Annotated in this window: 18 protein-coding genes; 2 read left to right on the plus strand and 16 right to left on the minus strand. The window is 55.3% G+C overall.

The genetic code is table 11. The features are described from left to right. Positions 1 to 54: 54 nt before the first annotated feature. The 4 genes from pssA to trxC all read right to left on the minus strand — a co-directional run bounded on the left by pssA (position 55) and on the right by trxC (position 5,470). On the minus strand, positions 55 to 1,410 hold the full coding sequence (gene pssA / locus K6L24_RS04850; RefSeq protein WP_245006712.1) for a CDP-diacylglycerol--serine O-phosphatidyltransferase: 1,356 nt from the start codon (positions 1,408 to 1,410) through the stop codon (positions 55 to 57). 99 nt (positions 1,411 to 1,509) lie between these two features. Further along, the gene (locus K6L24_RS04860) at positions 1,510 to 4,179 is read right to left on the minus strand and encodes a bifunctional acetate--CoA ligase family protein/GNAT family N-acetyltransferase (protein WP_222681998.1); all 2,670 of its coding nucleotides are present in this window, start codon (positions 4,177 to 4,179) and stop codon (positions 1,510 to 1,512) included. Between the two features lie 93 nt (positions 4,180 to 4,272). Beyond that, positions 4,273 to 4,986 (minus strand): tRNA-uridine aminocarboxypropyltransferase, encoded by a 714-nt coding sequence (locus K6L24_RS04865; protein ID WP_062744550.1) that lies wholly within the window; start codon positions 4,984 to 4,986, stop codon positions 4,273 to 4,275. Positions 4,987 to 5,050: 64 nt separating this feature from the next. Further along, positions 5,051 to 5,470, minus strand: coding sequence for a thioredoxin TrxC (gene trxC, locus K6L24_RS04870; protein WP_062744551.1), 420 nt, complete (start codon positions 5,468 to 5,470; stop codon positions 5,051 to 5,053). A gap of 234 nt (positions 5,471 to 5,704) precedes the next feature. Here trxC and K6L24_RS04875 point away from each other — a divergent pair, with 234 nt between their 5' ends. Then, positions 5,705 to 6,745 carry a tRNA/rRNA methyltransferase gene (locus K6L24_RS04875; RefSeq protein WP_222681999.1) on the plus strand — a complete coding sequence of 347 codons (1,041 nt, stop codon included), beginning with the start codon at positions 5,705 to 5,707 and terminating at the stop codon, positions 6,743 to 6,745. 57 nt (positions 6,746 to 6,802) lie between these two features. Here K6L24_RS04875 and emrB read toward each other — a convergent pair whose 3' ends face one another. From emrB to K6L24_RS04935, 12 genes are all read right to left on the minus strand, one after another. After that, positions 6,803 to 8,338, minus strand: a complete 1,536-nt coding sequence (gene emrB / locus K6L24_RS04880) for a multidrug efflux MFS transporter permease subunit EmrB (protein WP_062744553.1) — start codon at positions 8,336 to 8,338, stop codon at positions 6,803 to 6,805. Between the two features lie 17 nt (positions 8,339 to 8,355). After that, positions 8,356 to 9,528 carry a multidrug efflux MFS transporter periplasmic adaptor subunit EmrA gene (gene emrA / locus K6L24_RS04885; RefSeq protein WP_062744554.1) on the minus strand — a complete coding sequence of 391 codons (1,173 nt, stop codon included), beginning with the start codon at positions 9,526 to 9,528 and terminating at the stop codon, positions 8,356 to 8,358. Positions 9,529 to 9,696: 168 nt separating this feature from the next. Continuing rightward, positions 9,697 to 10,227, minus strand: a complete 531-nt coding sequence (gene mprA, locus K6L24_RS04890) for a transcriptional repressor MprA (RefSeq protein ID WP_062744555.1) — start codon at positions 10,225 to 10,227, stop codon at positions 9,697 to 9,699. Between the two features lie 473 nt (positions 10,228 to 10,700). Next, the gene (locus K6L24_RS04895; protein WP_222682000.1) at positions 10,701 to 11,885 is read right to left on the minus strand and encodes an MFS transporter; all 1,185 of its coding nucleotides are present in this window, start codon (positions 11,883 to 11,885) and stop codon (positions 10,701 to 10,703) included. 222 nt (positions 11,886 to 12,107) lie between these two features. Then, a complete protein-coding gene (proX, locus tag K6L24_RS04900) occupies positions 12,108 to 13,103 on the minus strand; it encodes a glycine betaine/L-proline ABC transporter substrate-binding protein ProX (RefSeq protein ID WP_222682295.1) in 996 nt (331 codons plus the stop codon). A 19-nt stretch (positions 13,104 to 13,122) separates the two neighbouring features. Further along, positions 13,123 to 14,298 carry a glycine betaine/L-proline ABC transporter permease ProW gene (gene proW / locus K6L24_RS04905; protein WP_222682001.1) on the minus strand — a complete coding sequence of 392 codons (1,176 nt, stop codon included), beginning with the start codon at positions 14,296 to 14,298 and terminating at the stop codon, positions 13,123 to 13,125. Continuing rightward, positions 14,295 to 15,491, minus strand: coding sequence for a glycine betaine/L-proline ABC transporter ATP-binding protein ProV (gene proV, locus K6L24_RS04910; RefSeq protein WP_062744560.1), 1,197 nt, complete (start codon positions 15,489 to 15,491; stop codon positions 14,295 to 14,297). The genes proW and proV overlap by 4 nt, the downstream gene beginning before the upstream one ends. A 396-nt stretch (positions 15,492 to 15,887) precedes the next feature. Continuing rightward, positions 15,888 to 16,847, minus strand: coding sequence for a class 1b ribonucleoside-diphosphate reductase subunit beta (nrdF, locus tag K6L24_RS04915; protein ID WP_062744561.1), 960 nt, complete (start codon positions 16,845 to 16,847; stop codon positions 15,888 to 15,890). A 52-nt stretch (positions 16,848 to 16,899) separates the two neighbouring features. Then, positions 16,900 to 19,050, minus strand: a complete 2,151-nt coding sequence (gene nrdE, locus K6L24_RS04920; protein WP_222682002.1) for a class 1b ribonucleoside-diphosphate reductase subunit alpha — start codon at positions 19,048 to 19,050, stop codon at positions 16,900 to 16,902. Next, positions 19,023 to 19,433: a class Ib ribonucleoside-diphosphate reductase assembly flavoprotein NrdI gene (gene nrdI / locus K6L24_RS04925; RefSeq protein ID WP_118663394.1), complete on the minus strand. Its 411-nt coding sequence runs from the start codon at positions 19,431 to 19,433 to the stop codon at positions 19,023 to 19,025. The genes nrdE and nrdI overlap by 28 nt, the downstream gene beginning before the upstream one ends. A gap of 4 nt (positions 19,434 to 19,437) precedes the next feature. Next, entirely contained in the window at positions 19,438 to 19,680 is a 243-nt protein-coding gene (gene nrdH, locus K6L24_RS04930; protein ID WP_062744564.1) for a glutaredoxin-like protein NrdH, read from the minus strand. A gap of 284 nt (positions 19,681 to 19,964) precedes the next feature. Then, complete coding sequence (locus K6L24_RS04935) at positions 19,965 to 20,288, minus strand: DUF883 family protein (RefSeq protein WP_062744565.1); 324 nt, start codon at positions 20,286 to 20,288, stop codon at positions 19,965 to 19,967. A gap of 151 nt (positions 20,289 to 20,439) precedes the next feature. On the opposite strand from K6L24_RS04935, the gene K6L24_RS04940 reads away from it, so the two are divergent. Beyond that, positions 20,440 to 20,775 carry a DUF2002 family protein gene (locus tag K6L24_RS04940; protein ID WP_062744566.1) on the plus strand — a complete coding sequence of 112 codons (336 nt, stop codon included), beginning with the start codon at positions 20,440 to 20,442 and terminating at the stop codon, positions 20,773 to 20,775. The last annotated feature ends 46 nt before the right edge of the window (positions 20,776 to 20,821 follow it).

A 20,821-nucleotide genomic window follows, 5' to 3' on the forward strand; every position in this document is an offset into this window, starting at 1 on the left:
CTCCATAAAAAAGCCCCGACATTGCGGGGCCAGTGCAGGGAGTATAGCTGCTGATTAAAGAATACGGCTGATGAGCCGGTCAATACGGATGCGGCGAAGCCGGCGGATAAGTTTCCGCACTTTCACCGGGTAGTCAGCGATACTTTCCAGATCGTGGAAATGCTCTACCGTTGTCGTATGTTGGCGGATCAGCGCCAGTTCACGGTCGCGCTGCTCCGTCAGCTGCTGAAGCGGATCGTGGATCAGGACAGCATTTTCCAGGTCCAGTCGCCATGCACGGGGGTTCAGGTTATTACCCGTCACCATCATCCACTCGTCATCCACCCACAGTCCTTTCAGATGGTAGCTGTTTTCGCCATCTTTCCACAGGCGTACCGTCAGCTGGCCGCTATTGACGTAATACTGCAGTCGGCTGAGGAAGCGGCGCAGGTTAATTTCGTACAGGTAGGGTAGTGCGCCGATGATTTTAAACGGCTGGTCTTCAGGGATATAGAAGTCGTTAGCGGTTTTATCGCCCACGATAATCTCCACCTCTTTCCCCTGACGCAGCAGATAGATAATGTTACGCACCAGGATGGCGGGCAGATTGAAATACGGCGTACAGATAGTCAGTTTCTGCTCGGCGCAGGGCATCAGGTGGAAGATCGTTTTGTTCAGCAGGCTGCGCTTGCCAAGACCGACCAGCGGGGTAACGGCCAGCTCTTCGTTGTTGGCATCGCCGTCAAACTGGTAATCAAAGCCACGCAAATCCTGACGGAACTGGCGGGTTTCATTCTTGATTTCCGGACTTTTGGGGCGCTCATGCTGGTCAAGCCGATTGACGGCTTCCGCCTGAATGAGATTGGTTTCAATCCAGTCGAACATCGTATCAGCCAGGGTACGGTTGCCGATCAGCTGGTAACGGTCATAGCGGTAACGCTCATGCTGGTGCAGATAAACGTCATTGAAGCTGGCCCCGGTATAGAAAACGGTGTCGTCGATAATCGACCCTTTCAGGTGCAGCACACCGAGCGCTTCCCGCGTGTTGACCGGAATACCATACACCGGGATCGCCAGCCCGGGATGACGGGCGGCCATATCACAGTACCAGTCCGCGTTAGTGGCACAGGCTGCTGCGCCGATGCGTCCGCGCTGGGCACGGTGCCAGTCAACGAGGACACGAATGTCCAGTTCCGGACGCTGCTGTTTTGCCGCGTAGAGCGCAGAGAGGATCGCCTGGCCACCCTCATCATTTTCCAGATAAAGAGCCACTATGCAGATGCGCCGGGTCGCCGACGCAATGCTTCTAAGCAGCGTCTCGCGAAAATCCGCCGGGGAATACAGCGTGGTGAAATCAGCAACTGACTGAGCTATTTTAGGCAGTTGCGCAAGGTGCTGTTGGTGTTTATTACGCTTAAATTTTGACAACATCACAGTGCGTTTCTTCTCTGTTCATAGAATGGCCTTTTGCCATAAAATCAGGACCCTAACCGCGAATAATACCATTAGTTGGTTCTGATAGTATCAGATTTACTTTTCGGCTCCGATCGGGTCACTTTGCAGATGCAGTGAGAGCCCGACAATGCCGTCTTCCATCTGGACGTCAACGGCAAACCCCAGCTTACGTGCCAGGGTCACCATACCTCTGTTGTTCGGCATAGTGATACCGTTCAGCTGTTGCAGGCCGTGCTGTCGGGTATAGATAATCATCTTCTCCAGCAATCGCCGGCCCAGGCCAAGCCCTTTCAGATCCGAGCGCACCAGCACTGAGAATTCTGCATCAATATTGTCGGCATCAGAGATGGCGCGCGTCACGCCAATAATCTCATCCTGACCCTTATGCTGGCGAACGGCGACGATAGCCATTTCCCGATCGTAGTCGATCTGCGTCATGTTCGCCAAATCATCGTGGGTGAACTCATTGATCTCACTGAAATAGCGGTAATAAAGATCTTCTTTCGTCACCTGAGCAATGAACTGCTGCAATAAGGGCTCATCCTCTGGCAGGATGGGGCGGAAAAGGCACTGCTGGCCATTTTTCAACTGTACGGCTTCTTCCAGCTCGTGAGGGTAGGGGCGTATTGCCAGCCGCGCTTCGGCATCACCGTGGAACGTTGCCAGCTGCAACGTCACATCCAGCAGCGTAAAATCCTCATGACTCGCCAGCAGCGGATGGATATCCAGTCGGACGATCTCCGGGCAGTCAACGATCAGGTTTGACACCTGAACCAGCACCTGGCTCAGGCCAACAATATCCAGCGGATGAAGTGCGCTGCGGCCACGAATTTTTCCCTGCTTGATCGCCTGGATCACCAGATAGCGCGCCAGGGTCATATTCAGCGGCGGCAGGGCGATGACCGCCTGACGGTCAGCGTGCCAGGTGACCCCGCCTTCCCCCAGCATGATCACCGGTCCGAAGAGCGGATCCTGCTCCACCACAACCCGCAGTTCCTGGGCCCCGGCGCGGTTCGCCATACTCTGTACCAGCAAACCGTGAATGCGCGCCTGCGGCCAGGCCATTTTTACACGGTCAAAAATGGCATTGGCCGCCTGCTCTACCTCGTCTGGCGTGCGCAGATACAGCATAACGCCCTGGACCTCTGATTTATGAGGTATATCCGGTGAACGGAGCTTCAGCGCGACAGGATAGCCAATCTGCCCGGCAATATGCACGGCCTCCGTGCTGTCACTGGCAATCCAGGTCGGCAGCGTGCTCAGACCGTAGGCCTGCAGAATGGGCTGCACCTCATGCGTGTCCAGTGATGTGGCACCGTCCTGCAGCGCCTGGTGGATCAGGCGGTGTGCGTCCGCCGTATTGGCGGTCAGGTTCGCGGGTAGCGCGGGAGTTTCACGCAGCTGCTTCTGGTTACGCCGGTACGCCACCATGTGCATAAAGGCGGTTACGGTGCCTTCCGGTGTTCGGTAGGTTGGGACACCAGCATCATTAAACAGACGGCGGGCTTCCAGTGAAGAGTACTCTCCACACCAGTTGGTCAGTAGCGTAAGCTGTTTGCCCCGTGGATGCTGTTTCACCAGGGCAATGATTTGTTGGGCGGTGAGCGTTGGCGGCGCTGCCGCACTGGGGGCGTGGATAATCAGAATGGCATCCAGGTCGTGGCTGTCCAGCAGTAATGTCAGCGCCGCTAAATAGCGTGCCGGGGTGGCATCATCTTTCAAATCCAGCGGGTTGCCCGGGGTGACACTGTCTGGCAGCTGTGCGCCCAGTTCAGTAAGTAAAGGCTCACTTAACGTGGCGAGCTTGCCATTGCGGGCATAGAGCGCATCCAGCGCCAACGCAGCCGGCGCCGCCCCGTTACTGATAATCATCAGTCGCTCTCCGCGCAGCGGACGCATATGACTGAGGGTTTCTACCGCTGAGAACAGTTCATGGGTATCCTGCACGCGTAACAGTCCAGCCCGCTGGATAGCGGCATCCCACGCAGCATCCATCCCGCCGTGAGTTTTCAGCAATAGCTGGGCCTGAGGACTGCGACCACTTTTAATGACCAGAATAGGCTTATTACGGGAGGCACTGCGGGCTGCAGAGACAAAACGGCGCGCATCGCTGAGATGCTCCAGGTAAAGCAGAATAGCGCTGGTTTTGCCATCGCGAGCCAGGAAGTCCAGCAGGTCGTCGGCATCAATATCCAGGCTGTCACCGAGCGCAATAAACCATGAGAAGCCCAGCTGACGCTGTTGCGCCCAGTCGAGGATGGTGTTAGAAACGGCGGCTGACTGGGAAATAAAGGCCAGCTTACCTGGCGTTATGGGGACTGGCGAGAAGCTGGCATTCAGCCCCTGCCACGGTGCCAGCAGGCCCAGGCTGTTAGGCCCCAACAGGCGGATTTGCCAGCGGCTGGCGCAGGCCTTCAGCGCTGCCAGTTGGTCGTCAGGCGCTGAGAGAATAATGCAGGCCTTGCATCCGCGCTCCCCCAGCGCCGTAAGCAGCTCAAGATTACGTCTGGCATGGGTGCAGATAATCGCGAGGTCGGGAGACAGCGGCAGGCTGGGAATGTCCGGCCAGGCCAGCACGCCGCATACGGCCTGGTATTTGGGCGTGACGGGAAGAACCGGGCCGCTGAAGCCACCGGCCAGCAGATTCCGCATCATCAGATACCCGGCTCGCTCAGGCCGGGTGGAGGCACCGATTACCGCAATAGATTTCGGTTTCAGCAGGGCTTCTAATCCACGTTGACTCATCTCCGCTCCCTTCGAATATCACCCGGTCATGCTGGCGGGTAAAGTAGTTTGAGTCTACTCCGGGTCTGCCGGAGATGCTGGCCGGGCTGTCAGTTACTTGATCACTGACAGAATTTCATCATCACTTTCAGCCATCTGCTGCGGATGATGGGGTTTTCCTGCGAGATAGCGCTGACGAAAGAGATCAAAATGGCGGAACAGGGCTTCACCGGCCGCGACATCGCCGGCCTGCAGCAGCAGCTCGGCGGCGACCTCGGCCGTGCAGTGCTGACCTTCGGCGTGCGCCACGCGTAACTGATAATTGGAGGGGCGGGTCAGGTTCAGTGACATCACGGGCAGGTTATCCAGCCAGGGACTTTTACGGAACATTTTGCGGGCTTCAGTCCAGGTGCCGTCCAGCATGATAAACAGCGGAGGCTTGCCGTTGACGGGGGGCGAATTCAGTACCGGCCTGCCGGCATCGGCATAGGATGCCGGGAACACCACCACCGGCTGATAATGCGGATTGCGGACTGCCTCCAGCAGAGCTGGATCGGGCTCGGTGCGTGACCAGCCAAACGCCAGCGTATCTGGCAGAATATCGGCAATCAGTCTGCCGGTATTGCTGGGTTTCATCGGTTCGCTGTCAAACATCACCAGGCAAAAACGGCTGCGGGCTGCCTGGGGAGCAAGGGTGTCGCACAGGCAGTTTTTTTGCGGCAACAGGCAACGCTGGCAGCGCGTAATGCGGTTACCACGGGCAAGAAAAGGGCGAGTGGCACGGGCCAGACGTGCGGCACGTAGCAACAGAACAGCGTTATCGTTCATCAGCAGTCATCAACAGAAAAACGCTATTCTAACGGATTAACGCCGGGCATGCCCGGCGTGATGCTTACAGATTTTCGTCCAGCCAGGCTTCAAACGGTGCTTTCGGCATCGCGCCGTTCAGCATGTCGGCCATCTCGCCCTGCTTAAAGATCATAATGGTCGGAATACTGCGGATACGGAAGCGGGCGCTCAGCTCCGGTTCAGCTTCGGTATTAACTTTCAGGAAGCGGATGCTGCCGTTACGCTCCTGTGCCACCGACTCATACACCGGGGCGAAGTTAACGCAGGGGCCACACCACGGCGCCCAGAAGTCGATCACGACCGGCAGATCGTCCTGCAGATATTTATCCAGCGTCGCCGCTGTCGCATTGACCACATGGCCATCAAACAGCTCGTGACCGCAACGGCCGCATTTTGCGCCGTCAGTCAGCCGCTCGGCAGGCACGCGGTTGGTTGCCTGGCAGGATGCACAAACCGTATTCATTATTCACCTCAGTTCAGGAGTAAGTGATTACTTACTGCAATTCTCAGTAAATCAGCCCACATTATGCGGGCGGGGAATGAGGCTAACAACGCGATTTGTTCAATGGGTATAATAGGTAATGTCTCATAACGATGTTGCGGATAAACGGCTACGGGCTTTTATTGGAAGTTGATAGCTAAGTGCTGCCACATCAGGTAATCTGCGCGCTTCGCGCTCAGGCCAGGTGGAGGAAAAATGAACGACGAATTTAAAGGTAAGAGCGGCAAGGTCAAAGTGATGTATGTCCGCGGTGATGACGAGAGCAGCAACAAGGGCGGGAATCCCCGTACCGGTAAAGGTGCTCCACGTCCACAGGACGGCGTACGCCGTCCATCACGTAATGCAGACAGCAAGCCACGTGGCGGGCGCGATCGCGACGAAGGGCATTCTGACTCTCCGTGGCGTACCGTTTCCCGTGCGCCGAATGCGGCCCCCGCAGCTGACGATAAGCCGGATCACGGTGGCATCAGCGGTAAAAGCTACATCGATCCAGAGCAGATACGCCGCCAGCGTATGGAAGAGACGCGTGTGTATGGCGAAAACGCCTGCCAGGCACTGTTCCAGAGCCGCCCGGAAAGTATCGTACGTGCCTGGTTTATCCAGAGCGTCACGCCTCGTTTCCGCGAAGCTCTGAAATATATGGCAGCTAACCGTAAGGCTTACCACACCGTGGATGAAGCCGAGCTGCAGAAAGCCTCAGGAACGGAACACCACGGTGGTGTCTGCTTCCTGATCAAAAAGCGTGTCGGAATGCCAGTAAGCCAGTGGCTGTCAACGGCGGGTGAAAAAGACTGCGTGCTGGCGCTGGAAGACATCGGCAACCCGCACAACCTGGGCGGTATCATGCGCAGCTGTGCGCACTTCGGTGTGCAGGGATTGCTGGTGGATGATGCCTCCATGCTGGAGTCGGGCGCCGCTGTGCGTACCGCAGAAGGCGGTGCTGAACACGTTCAGGCGATTAGCGGTGAAAATTTTGCTGCCGGTCTGAGCGCGTTCCGTAAGGCGGGTTACACCATTGTGACTACGTCCAGCCATAAAGGGGTTCCACTGTCTCGTGCAGAACTGCCGGCTAAAATGGTGCTGGTACTGGGGCAGGAGCGTGATGGTCTGTCAGACAGCACCTTCGATCAGGGCGACCTGAGCGTCTCAATTGGTGGTACGGGGAAAGTGGAAAGCCTTAACGTTTCCGTGGCAACCGGTGTACTGCTGGCCGAATGGTGGCGTCAAAACGCCTGACAGGGCACTGAATAAAAAGGGCGACCGCTGGGGTCGCCCTTTTTTTATACCTGCTATTTAATGGGCACCGCCGCCGCCGCCGCCCGCACCAAACGGTGGCCGGGCAAACCACACCAGAACCAGCAGCAACAGGAATACGCCAGCCGAGGCCCAGAAGATCTCATTGGCTGAGATAATCAGCCCCTGATTGGTGATCTGCTGCGCCAGGTATGCCGAGGCCTGATCGTGAGTCATCCCCATCTGTTCCAGCTTCGCATACATCTGTTGCGAATTGGTGCTGTAGGGCGTTACGGACTCCGTCAGATGGGCGTGATGCAGCGACTCGCGATCGCTCCACATGGTGGTGGTGATCGAGGTACCAATCGAACCCGCCAGCGTTCGGGTAAAGTTCGACAGGCTCGATGCCGCCGCCAGGCGTTCCGGTGGCAGCCCTGACAGAGTGATGGTGGTCAGTGGCATAAAGAAGCAGGCCACGGCGAAGCCCTGGATAAACTGCGGCCAGGCTGATGCAGCAAAATCCATCCCCGGTTCAAAGGTATAGGCGCGCCAGTAGAAGCACACTGCATACATAATAAAGCTGAAGGTCACCAGCCGTCGCATATCCAGCTTGTGCGCGAAGCGGCCGATAATTGGCGACAGGATCACCGGGATAATCCCCACCGGCGCAGAGGCCAGCCCCGCCCAGGTGGCGGTGTAACCATACACCTCCTGCAACAGCTGCGGCAGCAGGACAATAGAGCCGAAGTAGAGCATATAGGCGAGGCTGATCGACAGGCAACCGATGGTGAAATTACGCGATTTAAACAGCGACAAATCCACGATCGGGTGATCGTCGGTTAACTCCCACACCAGTAGCACCACCAGGGCTACGACGGCTATCACCGTTAATGTAATGATTTCATTGGAGCTGAACCAGTCGAGCTCTTTCCCGCGATCCAGCATGACCTGAAGGCAGCCAATGCCGACGACCAGCAGGACCAGGCCCACGGTGTCGATGGGGCGGATGACGGTTTCGGTTTCGCGGTTGCGCAGTGTCTGCAGGGCCAGGATTACCACCACCACGCCGATGGGCACGTTGATGAAGAAGATCCATCCCCAGTGATAATTATCGCTAATCCAGCCGCCGAGGATCGGGCCGCAGATCGGTGCGACGATCACCGTCATTGCCCACAGGGAAAGCGCCACGCTGCGCTTAGCCGGGGGATAGTTATTTAACAGCAGGCTCTGTGACAGCGGGATCAGCGGACCAGCGACGATCCCCTGGATCACGCGGAAGAAGATCAGCATGGTCAGGCTTTCGGACATGCCGCACAGCCATGAGGCGGCGGCAAACGCCACCGTCGACCACATAAACAGCTTCACTTCCCCAAAACGCTTGGCCAGCCAGCCGGTGATCGGGATCGAAATGGCGTTTGCCACGCCAAATGAGGTGATCACCCATGTGCCCTGAGAGTTAGAGGCCCCCAGGTTGCCGGCAATGGTCGGTATTGCCACGTTAGCAATCGTGGAATCCAGCACCTGCATAAAAGTAGCCAGCGACAGCGCAATGGTCATCAGAACCAGCTGCGTGCCTTCAAGCGGTTTACGTGCCATAACAGTCTCCCGCCGTGTTAACCGGCATTGGCACGGATGATTTCGGCAATCAGCTGGTTCGCTGGTGTCAGATCCCGGGCCAGTGCATCACTCTCATAGGCTGGTTTGCTGCGCACGCTGGTGGCCAGCACGGCCCCTTCGCTGTTGCTGGTATCCACTTTTACCAGCGTCGACAGGCCGATGCGCAGCGGGTGTTTTGCCACTTCCTGCGGGTCGAGCTCAATACGCACCGGCAGGCGCTGAACGACTTTGATCCAGTTCCCGGTGGCATTTTGCGCCGGTAGCAGAGAGAAGACGCTGCCCGTACCCATATCAAGGCCGACGACTTTGCCGTGGTACACCACATCATCCCCGTAGATATCACTGACTACGGTAGCCGGCTGACCAATACGCACGCCAGCCAGCTGAGTCTCTTTGAAGTTGGCATCCACCCAGAGATTCGTTGCCGGCACGATCGCCAGCAGCGGCGTAGTGGTGCCAATCTGTGAGCCAACCTGAACGCTGCGGCGTGAGACGTAGCCATCGATCGGACTGATGACCTCGGTGCGCTGTAATGCCAGCCAGGCATCACGCAGAGCGGCGGCATTCTGTTTCACGGCGGGCTGGTTTTCCAGCGAGGTATCCAGAATCATCGCCTGGTTGGCATTGTACTGCTGAGTTGCCACATCAAGCTGTGCTTTGGCAGTAGCCACCGCATCACGGGCATGTTGCAGATCTTCTCTACCAATCAGGTTTGACGCGCCCAGCGGTTCGCGACGGCGCAAATCTGCCTGCGCCTGTTCAAGTGCCGTCTTTTGCAGCGCGATAGTTGCCTGATACTGTTTACCGTTAATAATCAGCTGGTGCGTCTGACGTACGCTGGTGGCCAGGGCCGTCTGCGCTTTTTCAAACGCCTGTTCGGCATCGGTGCGATCCAGCGTGACCAGTACGTCGCCTTTTTTCACGAAGTCCGTATCGTCGAACCAGACTTTATTCACACTCCCGGCGACCTGAGCCATGACCTGCGCCTGGTTTCCGGCAACGTAAGCATCATCCGTTTCCTGAAAGTGGCGTAAAACCAGGAACCAGTAAGCCGCCCAGCCCACACCAATAATAACGAACACGATAGCCAGAAAAATCAGAGCTTTTTTGCGCGTCTTTTTCTTGTTTTTTGGCTGCTGCGGGTCTTGTGTTACCGCGCTTTCACTCATGACTTTCTCCTGATCTTCTTGCCAACGGGCCCGCTGTCCTCCCTGAATGGCGGACGCCCGAGTCTAAAATGCCAGCGTTATTAGCGCTGGCATGAATGTATTTCCAGGGGCTTAAAGTAGCGATTTCCAGTTAACGGTGTGTCGCACAATATGCTATTAGTGGAACAACTATCTGGAAAGAGACGCAACGACCTCTTCTTCGTCCATTTTATCGAGGCGAGTCAGAAGCTTACGGGTGATACCTTCCAGCTGTGATTTTTCTGAGCTACTCAGCGCAGACCACAACAGCTGCAGACACTGATGCTGAGGGGGGAGAAGCTGGCGCAGAAATTCATGCCCTTTAGGGGTTAAATGTAAATGCAGACAGCGGCGGTCGTTATCGCTCTCACGGCGTTCAATCCAGCCACGTTTTTCCAGCTCATCGGCTATACGCGTCGCATTCGTTCGCGAGGATCCCAGGGCGGCGCTCAGTTCTGATGGCTGAATGCTGTGATTTTCCTGCGCATCCAGCGTGATCAGTGCCATAAACAGCGTTTCGTTAATCCCCTGCGCCTTCAGCATTTTATTGCGGTTATCCAGCAACTTACTTTGCATATGCATACAAAGGCGGGTCAGCATGATCTCCTGTAAAGGGAAATCCTTCTGGCGATTAGCACGAAAATTCAGCATCTGTTCAATGGGCGAAAACGAACTTTCCATTATAAAGGAACCTCACTAGTTGCAACTGGTATAATAACGGTAATGACTATTAAAGTGAAAGCACTTCTTACAGCCGGTGAATTTTTCACGATGCTGTAGCCATCATTAGTAGTTTCCGGATCATTCCATAACCCAGCGCGCTCAACAGCACCGTCAACACGGGCTGTGCGTCAATTCGAAGAGAAAAGAGGCCTGAAGCAGACAGGGCTTCGGACGGGTTCAAACCGGACGGGCTGGCATTGACCCTGCTCAGGCAGCCGGTAACGTCAGGCTGGGTGGCAGGCGGACTTTGATGCCAGCGGAGACAGGCCAGATTGTTATGCTCAACCATGAGCGGGTGCGACTCTGCTGTTACTGTATAATTTCATCTGAAAACATAACCAACCTGAATAAATTGCGCCTAACCTTACCAGAGTACGAAATGTCTTAACAGGCGACTGTCGCTGAAAAAACTTCATTTTTAATGCGAAAAATCAATGCGCCCTGGCCTCATGATGCTGACTTCGCCACCAGCTGAATAGATTAACGACGGTTAACAGATAACCGGCGGCACAGACGCCATACCAGCCTGCTGCCTGATAGGCTGAGGCAGAGAGCAGTGAGCCCAACGCGCCACCAATAAAGTAACTGGTCATATAACCGGAGGTCAGACGGTTACGCGCTTCCGGCATATGACGGTAAATGACGCTTTGATTAGTAATATGCACCCCCTGTACGGCGAGGTCGAGTAGGATAATCCCGATAATCAGCGCCACCAGAGAGTGGGCCCCGAGCGCGGTCATTCCCCATGACGCCAGCAGAATAAGCAGCCCGATGCTGGTCGTCAGACGGGCCTTTCCTTTATCAGCCAGCGCCCCGGCCTGGCGGGCCGCGAGTGCCCCGGCAGCACCAACCAGACCGAGCAGGCCGATTTCGCCCTCTGAATAGTTCCACTCTGGCGATGACAGTAAAAACGCCATAGAGGTCCAGAGTACGCTGAAGTTAGCAAAGATCAGGCTGCCGGTAATGGCCCTCGTGCGCAGAACAGGGTGCCGGGCATAGAGGCTGAAGACAGACCCCAGCAACTGACCATAATTTAGCGGCACCGACTGTTTTAAACGTGGCAGCCAGCGCCAGAGAGCAAGGGCCATCAGCACCATCATCACGCTGGCGACCCAGTACACCGTCCGCCAGCCGCCAAGCTGTGCCAGGCCACCCGCCACGGTACGTGCCAGCAGGATCCCCAGCAGCAGGCCGCTCATGACCGTCCCCACCACTTTGCCGCGCTTCTCCGGAGCCGCAAGCGTGGCGGCCAGCGGGACAAGGATCTGTGCCACGACGGAGAATAATCCGGTCAGCACGGTGCCCAGCAGCAGTAATGGCAGCGATGACGAAAGCGCGATAATGACCATACCGCCCGCAGCCAGCAGGCTCATTGATACGATCAGCCCCCGCCGCTCCAGCATATCGCCCAGCGGAACCAGCAGAAGTAGCCCGGCCGCATAGCCCAGCTGTGCCGTGGTGACGATAAACCCGGCCTGATGAAATGACAGCGAAAAGGTGTGTGCAATGGTCGCCAGCAGGGGCTGAACATAATAGTTACAGGCCACGGAGAGACCGGTGGCGATTGACATCAGGGCGACGAGGGCAGGGTTCAGACCAGGATGGGGGGATTTCATAACAACCCATATGAGTGTGAGAATTGTCTTATTGGCTAATAATAACCCAAATAACTATTTCACTCACATGATTATTGACAGGACAAACCAGTTCAGCACCGGGCTACGCTGTGCTGCCTGATAAGAAAAGGGCCGACCAGAAAAGAAGGCCGACCCTGCACGCGTCTTAGCGCGACGAAAACAGCGGGGGCCACCGTGGTAACGGCTGCCCCGGGCGGGGAATTACTGACCCGCCGCCAGCGCGTCTTTCACCCAGCCGTCAAACTGTGCCTGGTGCGCTTTGATCCAGCCGTCAACGTGAGCATTGATATCCGCTTCGGAAGACTGACCCTGATGCATACGTGAGTTCTGGGCATTGATGTCCGTGATCGGCAGCTTCATTTCAGAGAACAGCTTGGCCGCCGCCGGATTTTTCTCCGCCCAGGCTTTATTGGCGACAATGTGCATGGTGTTGACCGGGAAGCCATAATTAGCGCCGTTTGGCAGCTTGGTATCCACGTCTTTCTGCTCGCCAGGCATCGACGAGAACGGCACCTGCAGCCAGACCACGTCGCGTCCCGGCACCATCACATCACTCACCCAGTAAGGCGTCCAGGTATAGTAGAGCACTGGCTTACCTTCTTTGAAGCGGGTAATGGTATCTGCAATCATCGCGGAGTAATTCCCCTGATTGTGCTCTACGCTTTTGCTCAAATCGAAGGCATTAATCTGGTGGTTAATCACGGCTTCACAGCCCCAGCCTGGGGTACAGCCTGTCAGGTCTGCTTTACCGTCACTATTGGTATCAAAGAGCTTCGCCAGCTTGGGATCTTTCAATTGCTCAATATTGGTGATGTGGTATTTCTCAGCGGTTTTTTTATCGATCAGATAACCCTGTGCGGCGCCCTGCACATACGTCCCCTGACGATAGAGTTTGGCATCGCCGCCGGAGGCTTTGTACATATCATCATGCAGTGGCTGCCAGTTCACCGCGGTGAAGGTGGCATCACCCGACGCCAGGGAGGTGTAACCCACGTTGTAGTCAACTTCGCTGGGTGCCTCGACGGTATATCCCAGTTTTTCCAGCGCGCGGCTGACCAGCAGTGTCTGGAAAGTTTCTTCTGTAATGGTGCTTTGTACTGGCTTCACCGTAATGCCTTTACCCGGCAGATCGGCGGCGGAAACCTGAGCAGCGGCCAGCGTAGTGAACGCGGCGGCCAGCAGTGTCATTTTTCTCATAGTCATAAGTACCTTCTTATTATTCAGTTTTACAGAATGGGCGGGTGAGCAGACCCAGAGGGCCGCTGGCGTACCAGCGACGGTTGCCACGGCTTCGGCTGTCGCGTCCCAGCGACTGCGTCAGGCGGTCAAGAATAATGGCCAGAATGACAATGCCGACACCCCCCACAGTAGCCAGGCCCATATCCAGGCGGCCGATGCCGCGCAGCACCATCTGACCCAGACCGCCAACGGCGATCATCGAGGCGATAACCACCATCGACAGCGCCAGCATCAGCGTCTGATTGACCCCGGCCATAATGGTCGGCATCGCCAGTGGAAGCTGCACTTTGAACAGCATCTGGCGCGGGCTGGCACCAAAAGATTCTGCGGCTTCGATCAGGTCAGCAGGGACCTGTTTAATCCCGAGGATAGTCAGGCGGACAATCGGCGGCAGGGCAAAGATAATCGTCACCACCACGCCCGGGACGTTACCGATACCGAACAGCATGACGATAGGTACCAGATAAACGAAGGCGGGTGTTGTCTGCATGGCATCCAGCAGGGGGCGGATAATTTTGGCTGCCCTCTGACTTCGGGCCAGCCAGATCCCCATCGGCAGACCAATAATGATGCAGAACAGCAGGGCGGTCAGCACCAGCGCCAGCGTCACCATGGCCTGTGACCAGGCCCCTATCGCGCCAATGGCCACCAGAGACACCAGAGTGGCCACCCCCATGCCGAAGCTGGAAAGCTGCCAGGCGATCAGTGCAAACACGATAATCGCCACCGGCGCAGGCATACCCAGCAGCAGATTCTGGAAGGCGCTGAGGATATAGTCCACCGGCAGACGAATGCCCTGGAACAGCGGACGGAAGTGCGTCACCACCCAATCGATGGCCGTGGTCACCCAACTGTCGAGCGGGATCAGCGTTTTGTGAAAGGGATCGAGGAGGTTAAAATGCTCTGCCTGGGGAGCGGGAGCACTGTTCAGCCAGTCACTGCCAGCGGCGGCATCATGGCCGCCGGCCGGGGCGGCACCCCAGGCATCACCACCGCCACTGGCCGCCGCATCGTGAGCAGGCTGGCTGGTGGTGGTGGCATCTGTGGGATTACCCCAGGGATCGCTGCTGCTGGCTGCGGCCTGTCCGTTCTCTGCCGGTGCGGCGTTTTGTGTGGTGCTGGTATCCCACGGGTTACTGGTTTGTTCACTCATGGCTGGCCTCCATCACGGTCTAATGCCTGCAACAACATACCTTTGGAAATAATGCCGACGTACTGACCTTCTTCACCGACAATCGGTACCGCACAGGGCGCCTGCGCTACATGAGAGAGCAGATCGCTTAATGAGGTTTCGGCGGGCATGGCGGCCGGACTTTCCAGCAGCGCATGATCCAGGCCTTCACCGGCGGCCAGGGCGGCTTTCAGTGAGTCGATGGAAACCGTGCCGACGAAGCGCTGTTTTTCCAGCACATAACCGTATTCGCGGTCGTTATCCTGCAGCAGCTTGATAGCCGAACGTGGGCCAAAGCCGGGGGCCTTACGGATCAATGCGGCTGCGCTACGGCGGGCAATATCTTTCGCACTGAAGACGTGGCTGATATCCACGCCACGGAAGAAGGTTCGCACGTAATCGTTGGCCGGGTTATTGAGGATTTCATCCGGCGTACCGACCTGGATCACCTCTCCGCCCTGCATAATGGCAATGCGATCACCGATACGCATGGCTTCATCAAGATCATGGGAAATAAAGACGATGGTGCGCTGGTGGCGGGACTGCAATTTCACCAGTTCATCCTGCATTTCGGTACGGATTAACGGATCGAGCGCGGAGAAAGCCTCATCCATTAATAATATATCGGGATTAATGGCCAGCGCGCGGGCTAATCCGACGCGCTGACGCATCCCACCGGAGAGTTCATCAGGATAGGCATGAGCATAATTATCCAGACCGACCTGACGCAGCGCATCCAGGGCTTTTTCCTGTCGCTCCTGCAGAGGGATTCCGGCTAATTCCATACCAAAGGCCGCATTATTTAATACCGTCATGTGCGGCATTAATGCGAAGGACTGAAATACCATGCTGATCTTATTTCTTCGGACCTGTCGTAATGCGCTGTCGGATATTTTGGCAATATCCTCACCGTCAATAATGACCTGACCGCGGGTGGGTTCAATCAGACGATTGAGAAGGCGAACCATAGTGGATTTTCCGGAACCGGATAACCCCATGATGACAAAAATCTCGCCTTCTTCAATGGCCAGACTGGCGTCTTTCACGCCAAGAGAGAGTCCGGTTTTTTCCAGAAGTGCTTCTTTGCTGATCCCTTTTTCGATGTACTTAAATGCGCGCTCGGGGTTTTCCCCAAAAACTTTATATAAATTCTTAACTTCAAGTTTAATAGCCATGCATTAATTAATTTCCTGGTGATTGGTTAGTTTTATCTATTTTACTCTTCTGTGTAGTTAAATATTAACGGCCTATACCGTAGCATACTGAGAATCTGAGACAACCCTAAATAGCCCGAGTGAATATGATGGATGAGATGCCAGTCCCGGCTAATGCCAGAGCAGATAAGGGATGAGAGCCAATGAGGGGAGTCTGAAAAAAATGAATATCTCGCTAAGAATCATCCCCTGTATCGCCAAATTAGCCTGCTGCGGACGGGGGAGTAACGGTGAAATATCGTCAGGAAACTGCCATATTTATGTCATCTAAAAAGAAGTGAGAGGCTGAAAACTAATAATTAATTAAAGCGGTAATCAAAGAAAGAGGGCTGCCATTGGCAGCCATCGTTGAAAAGATTAAAAGTCCCAGTCTGCGTCCTCGGTGTCAACGGCTTTCCCCATCACATACGAGGAACCGGAGCCAGAGAAGAAATCGTGGTTCTCATCGGCGTTGGGTGACAGCGCAGAGAGGATAGCGGGATTAACATCGGTCATCTCAGCCGGGAAGAGCGCCTCATAGCCGAGATTCATCAGCGCCTTATTCGCGTTGTAATGCAGGAATTTTTTGACATCCTCCTGCCAGCCCACGCCCTGGTACAGATCATCGGTATACGCCAGTTCATTCTCATACAGCGCCAGCAGCAGCTCAACGGCAAACTGTTGCAGCTCCTCTTTCCGGGCCGGGCTTTGCGTCTCCAGGGCTTTCTGATATTTGTAGCCAATATAATACCCATGCACGGCTTCATCTTTGATAATCAGACGAATGAGATCGGCCGTGTTGGTCAGCTTGCCCCGACTTGACCAGTACATGGGCAGATAGAACCCGGAATAAAACAGGAAGGATTCAAGGAAGACGCTGGCAATCTTTTTCTTTAGGGGATCGTTCTCATAATAGTGCTGAAGAATAATCTCCGCCTTACGTTGCAAAGGGGCATTTTCTTCGCTCCAGGCGTAGGCCGCATCCACATCGCTGGTGTGGCAGAGCGTGGAGAAGATGGAACTGTAGGAGCGGGCATGAACCGCCTCCATAAAGCTGATATTCGACATGACGGCTTCTTCGTGCGGTGTCAGCGCATCCGCCATCAGCGCCGGTGCGCCGAGGGTGTTCTGAATGGTATCCAGCAGGGTCAGGCCGGTGAACACGCGAATCGTCAGCTGCTGCTCATCGTGAGTCAGTGAGTTCCACGCCGGTATGTCGTTGGAAAGCGGCACTTTTTCCGGCAGCCAGAAGTTGCTGGTCAGGCGGTTCCAGACCTCCAGATCTTTGTCGTCTTCGATTTTGTTCCAGTTAATGGCGTGAACTTTTTTTAATTTCATAGGGGTGTCTTATTTGCGGGCCGGCAATGCCAGCCCGTGATAGAAAAGGGGACTACAGCGAGCAGGATACGCAGCCTTCCACTTCCGTGCCCTGCAGCGCCATCTGGCGCAGACGAATGTAGTACAGCGTTTTGATGCCTTTCTTCCAGGCGTAGATCTGCGCTTTATTGATATCGCGCGTGGTGGCGGTATCGCGGAAGAACAGCGTCAGGGAAAGCCCCTGATCAACATGGCGGGTGGCTTCGGCGTAAGTGTCGATGATCGCTTCCGGGCCAATATCGTACGCATCCCGATAGAACGCCTGATTATCATTATTCATAAACGGTGCCGGGTAATAGACGCGGCCGGTTTTGCCTTCTTTACGGATCTCGATGCGCGACACAATCGGATGAATACTCGAAGTGGCGTGGTTGATATAGGAGATCGACCCCGTTGGCGGTATCGCCTGTAAATTCTGGTTGTACAACCCGTGCTGCATCACGGCGTCTTTCAGTGCCTGCCACTCTGACTGTGTCGGCACCGCAATCCCGGCGCTGGCGAACAGTGCGGCAACCTTCGGCGTGCGCGGCTGCCAGTGCTGCTCAACATACTGGTTAAAATATTCGCCAGTGGCATAGCGTGAATTTTCAAAGCCGCTGAAGCGGGTGCCACGTTCGCGAGCCAGCAGGTTTGAAGTGCGCAGGGCGTGGTAGGTCACTGTGTAGAAATAGATGTTGGTGAAGTCCAGCCCTTCTTCGGACCCGTACTGAATACGTTCACGCGCCAGGTAGCCGTGCAGATTCATCTGCCCCAGGCCGATAGCGTGCGACTGCGCATTACCCTGTTCGATAGACGGCACCGAGTGGATGTGGCTCTGGTCAGACACCGCCGTCAGGCCGCGCACCGCAATCTCAATGGTGTGGGCGAAGTCCGCCGAATCCATTGCATGGGCAATATTCAGTGAACCCAGATTGCAGGAGATATCCTTGCCGATACGCTTATAGCTGAGATCGTCGTGGTATTCGGTCGGGGTGTTCACTTGCAGGATCTCAGAACACAGGTTGCTCATATTAATGCGGCCGTGAATCGGATTGGCGCGATTCACGGTATCTTCAAACATGATGTACGGGTAGCCGGACTCAAACTGAATTTCGGCCAGCGTCTGGAAGAACTCGCGTGGGTTAATAAAGGTGCGGCGGATACGCTCATCGGCCAGCATCTCCTCATACTTCTCGCTGATGCTGATATCGGCAAACGGCAGGCCATAAAGGCGCTCGACATCATACGGTGAGAACAGCGCCATCGGCTGATTGTCTTTAGCCAGCTGGAACGTCACATCGGGGATCACCACGCCAAGAGAGAGCGTCTTGATACGAATTTTTTCGTCGGCGTTTTCGCGTTTGGTATCGAGGAATCGCAAAATATCCGGGTGGTGTGCATTCAGATAGACCGCTCCAGCCCCCTGACGTGCGCCAAGTTGGTTAGCGTAAGAGAAGGCATCTTCCAGCATCTTCATCACCGGGATAACGCCAGAAGACTGATTTTCAATGCGCTTGATCGGCGCGCCCGACTCCCGCAGGTTGGAAAGCAGGAACGCCACGCCGCCGCCACGTTTGGACAGTTGCAGCGCCGAATTCACCGCGCGGCCAATCGACTCCATATTGTCTTCAATGCGCAGCAGGAAGCACGAAACCAGCTCACCGCGCTGCTGTTTACCGCAGTTGAGGAAGGTGGGGGTGGCCGGCTGGAAACGACCGGCGAGGATCTCATCGGTCAACGCAAGTGCCAGTGCCTGGTCCCCTTTTGCCAGTGTCAGGGCGACCATACAGACACGTTCAGTGAAGCCTTCCAGATAGCGTTTACCGTCGAAAGTTTTCAGCGTATAGCTGGTGTAAAATTTCCAGGCACCCAGGAACGTCTGGAAGCGGAAGCGTCGTTCATAAGCCTGTTGGAACAGCGAACAGACAAACTCAAACGGGTAGGCATTCAGGACGTCAGCTTCGTAATAGCCTTCAGACACCATGTATTGCAGACGTTCAGCAATGGAGTTGAACTGAACGCTGTTAGGGATCACGTGCTGGATAAAATACTGGCGCGTGGCCTCACGGTCTTTTTCAAACTGAATATGACCGTCGGCATCGTAAAGATTCAGCATCGCGTTAAGCGCATGATAATCCGGTACTGTCGCCGTGGCCTCTATGAGTGTGCTGTCTGTTGCTGCCAAAATTGGGTTACTCCCTTGTAGACGTTAGCGAGATCGTCAGAGGTCCCCATCAGCTCGAAGCGATAGAGGTAAGGCACCTGACATTTACGCGCGATAATGTCGCCAGCCAGGCAGTAAGCCTCGCCAAAATTGCGGTTGCCGGCGGCGATGACGCCGCGGATCAACTGACGATTATGGGTATCGTTTAAAAACTGGATAACCTGTCTGGGGACGGCACCCTGTGCCGTTCCCCCTCCATAGCTGGGCACCACCAGAATATAGGGCTGATCAACCTGCAGACGCTGCGCACAGTCCACGGGGATGCGCACAGCGGGCAGGTTCAGACGGGTGATGAAACGATGGGTATTCTCAGACAGGCTGGAAAAGTACACCAGCGTGGTCATGACGTTACCCCTGTGCTGCGACCTGATGGCTCAGCGCCATAATTTTGTCCGGGCGAAAGCCACTCCAGTGATCCTGCTCGGCCATCACCACGGGAACCTGGCGATAGCCGAGAGATTTCAGCGTCTCAACGTGTGCCGGTTCGTTGTCCAGATTGATCAGTTGATAATCAATGCCTTTTTTATCCATGGCATTTTTCGTTGCATTGCACTGGACACAGTTATCTTTAGTGTAAATAATAATGCGCATGATTCGTATTCACCTTATGGGCCGGTTATACCACGTTTCTGGCGCTGATAGACTGCCCGGTGAGCGCCGCCACTGCCACACCATGTTGTGTGGTTCTGATGGTTTGAATACTAGATATAGTGCGTTAAGAATGCAACCACACAACATATAGGTTTTTCGTATTTATTTACTCAGCTCACACACAAGCCTTGCGCCACAAGGCGTCAACCGGTTTAAAAAAATTTATGCCAAAAAAAAGCCCGCGGATTTCGCCACGGGCTTTCTGATAATGCCTGTTTTTTGTACTATCTGCCGGCCGTGCTGGTCGCAATCAGCGCGCCGACAATAATACCCAGCGCGGCGCCGATGCCCACCCCGTGCCAGGGTTTTTCGCGCACATAGTCATCCACGTGACCGCCAGCATCTCTGGCTGCCTGGGTGACGCGGTTCCGGCCGTGAAGTTTAGCCCGGGTTTCTTTCAGCAGGGATTCGGCCCGTAACCGTGCATGGTCTGCTTCTTCTTTTGATTTGCTGCCCCAGGACTTCAACAGATCGTCCAGGCTGTCGGCCAGCAGAGAAACATCCTGATTCAGGTCGATTTCGTCATTTTTTGGTGTCCGGTTGAACATTTTTTGCTCCCTCAGTCTGAAATAGTACTATTAAGTATAGAACAGGCTCACAAAACGCCATGCTGTCCGTGGCGTTTATGGACTAATCCGAAAGCCCTGACTGCGCCGCCTGTTGTAAGGTTGCGGGGTTAGCAGACTGAGAGGAGCAAGCATGTATTTACGACCTGATGAGGTAGCTCGCGTACTGGAAAAAGCGGGATTTGAAATGGATGCGGTCACCGCAAAAACCTACGGCTACCGCCGCGGAGACGACTATGTTTATGTCAACCGTGAAGCGCGTCTGGGTCGAACTGCGCTGGTGATCCACCCCACGCTGAAAGAGCGAAGTCAGGCGATTACCGCAGCATCCTCGGATGTGAAAACCTGCGATCACTATGTGCGCTTCCCGATGTATCTGGCGGGAGAAAACAACGATCATTACGGGATCCCCCACGGTTTCAGTTCGCGCATGGCGCTGGAACGCTATCTGGAAAGGATGTTTGGCTAATTTTTCAACGCGTTGCATTCACCGGGCTGAATCGGTATAACGCGGG

The organism is Erwinia persicina (genome assembly GCF_019844095.1).
Taxonomy (GTDB): Bacteria; Pseudomonadota; Gammaproteobacteria; order Enterobacterales; family Enterobacteriaceae; genus Erwinia; species Erwinia persicina.

Coding starts and splice junctions, on each gene's coding strand:
- K6L24_RS04940 (WP_062744566.1), top strand. CDS start 20,440: ATGTATTTACGACCTGATGAGGTAGCTCGCGTACTGGAAAAAGCGGGA.
- proW (WP_222682001.1), bottom strand. CDS start 14,298: ATGAGTGAACAAACCAGTAACCCGTGGGATACCAGCACCACACAAAAC.
- proX (WP_222682295.1), bottom strand. CDS start 13,103: ATGAGAAAAATGACACTGCTGGCCGCCGCGTTCACTACGCTGGCCGCT.
- proV (WP_062744560.1), bottom strand. CDS start 15,491: ATGGCTATTAAACTTGAAGTTAAGAATTTATATAAAGTTTTTGGGGAA.
- emrB (WP_062744553.1), bottom strand. CDS start 8,338: ATGGCACGTAAACCGCTTGAAGGCACGCAGCTGGTTCTGATGACCATT.
- K6L24_RS04860 (WP_222681998.1), bottom strand. CDS start 4,179: ATGAGTCAACGTGGATTAGAAGCCCTGCTGAAACCGAAATCTATTGCG.
- K6L24_RS04935 (WP_062744565.1), bottom strand. CDS start 20,288: ATGTTCAACCGGACACCAAAAAATGACGAAATCGACCTGAATCAGGAT.
- K6L24_RS04895 (WP_222682000.1), bottom strand. CDS start 11,885: ATGAAATCCCCCCATCCTGGTCTGAACCCTGCCCTCGTCGCCCTGATG.
- nrdI (WP_118663394.1), bottom strand. CDS start 19,433: ATGACCACGCTGGTGTACTTTTCCAGCCTGTCTGAGAATACCCATCGT.
- nrdH (WP_062744564.1), bottom strand. CDS start 19,680: ATGCGCATTATTATTTACACTAAAGATAACTGTGTCCAGTGCAATGCA.
- trxC (WP_062744551.1), bottom strand. CDS start 5,470: ATGAATACGGTTTGTGCATCCTGCCAGGCAACCAACCGCGTGCCTGCC.
- pssA (WP_245006712.1), bottom strand. CDS start 1,410: ATGTTGTCAAAATTTAAGCGTAATAAACACCAACAGCACCTTGCGCAA.
- mprA (WP_062744555.1), bottom strand. CDS start 10,227: ATGGAAAGTTCGTTTTCGCCCATTGAACAGATGCTGAATTTTCGTGCT.
- nrdF (WP_062744561.1), bottom strand. CDS start 16,847: ATGAAATTAAAAAAAGTTCACGCCATTAACTGGAACAAAATCGAAGAC.
- emrA (WP_062744554.1), bottom strand. CDS start 9,528: ATGAGTGAAAGCGCGGTAACACAAGACCCGCAGCAGCCAAAAAACAAG.
- K6L24_RS04865 (WP_062744550.1), bottom strand. CDS start 4,986: ATGAACGATAACGCTGTTCTGTTGCTACGTGCCGCACGTCTGGCCCGT.
- K6L24_RS04875 (WP_222681999.1), top strand. CDS start 5,705: ATGAACGACGAATTTAAAGGTAAGAGCGGCAAGGTCAAAGTGATGTAT.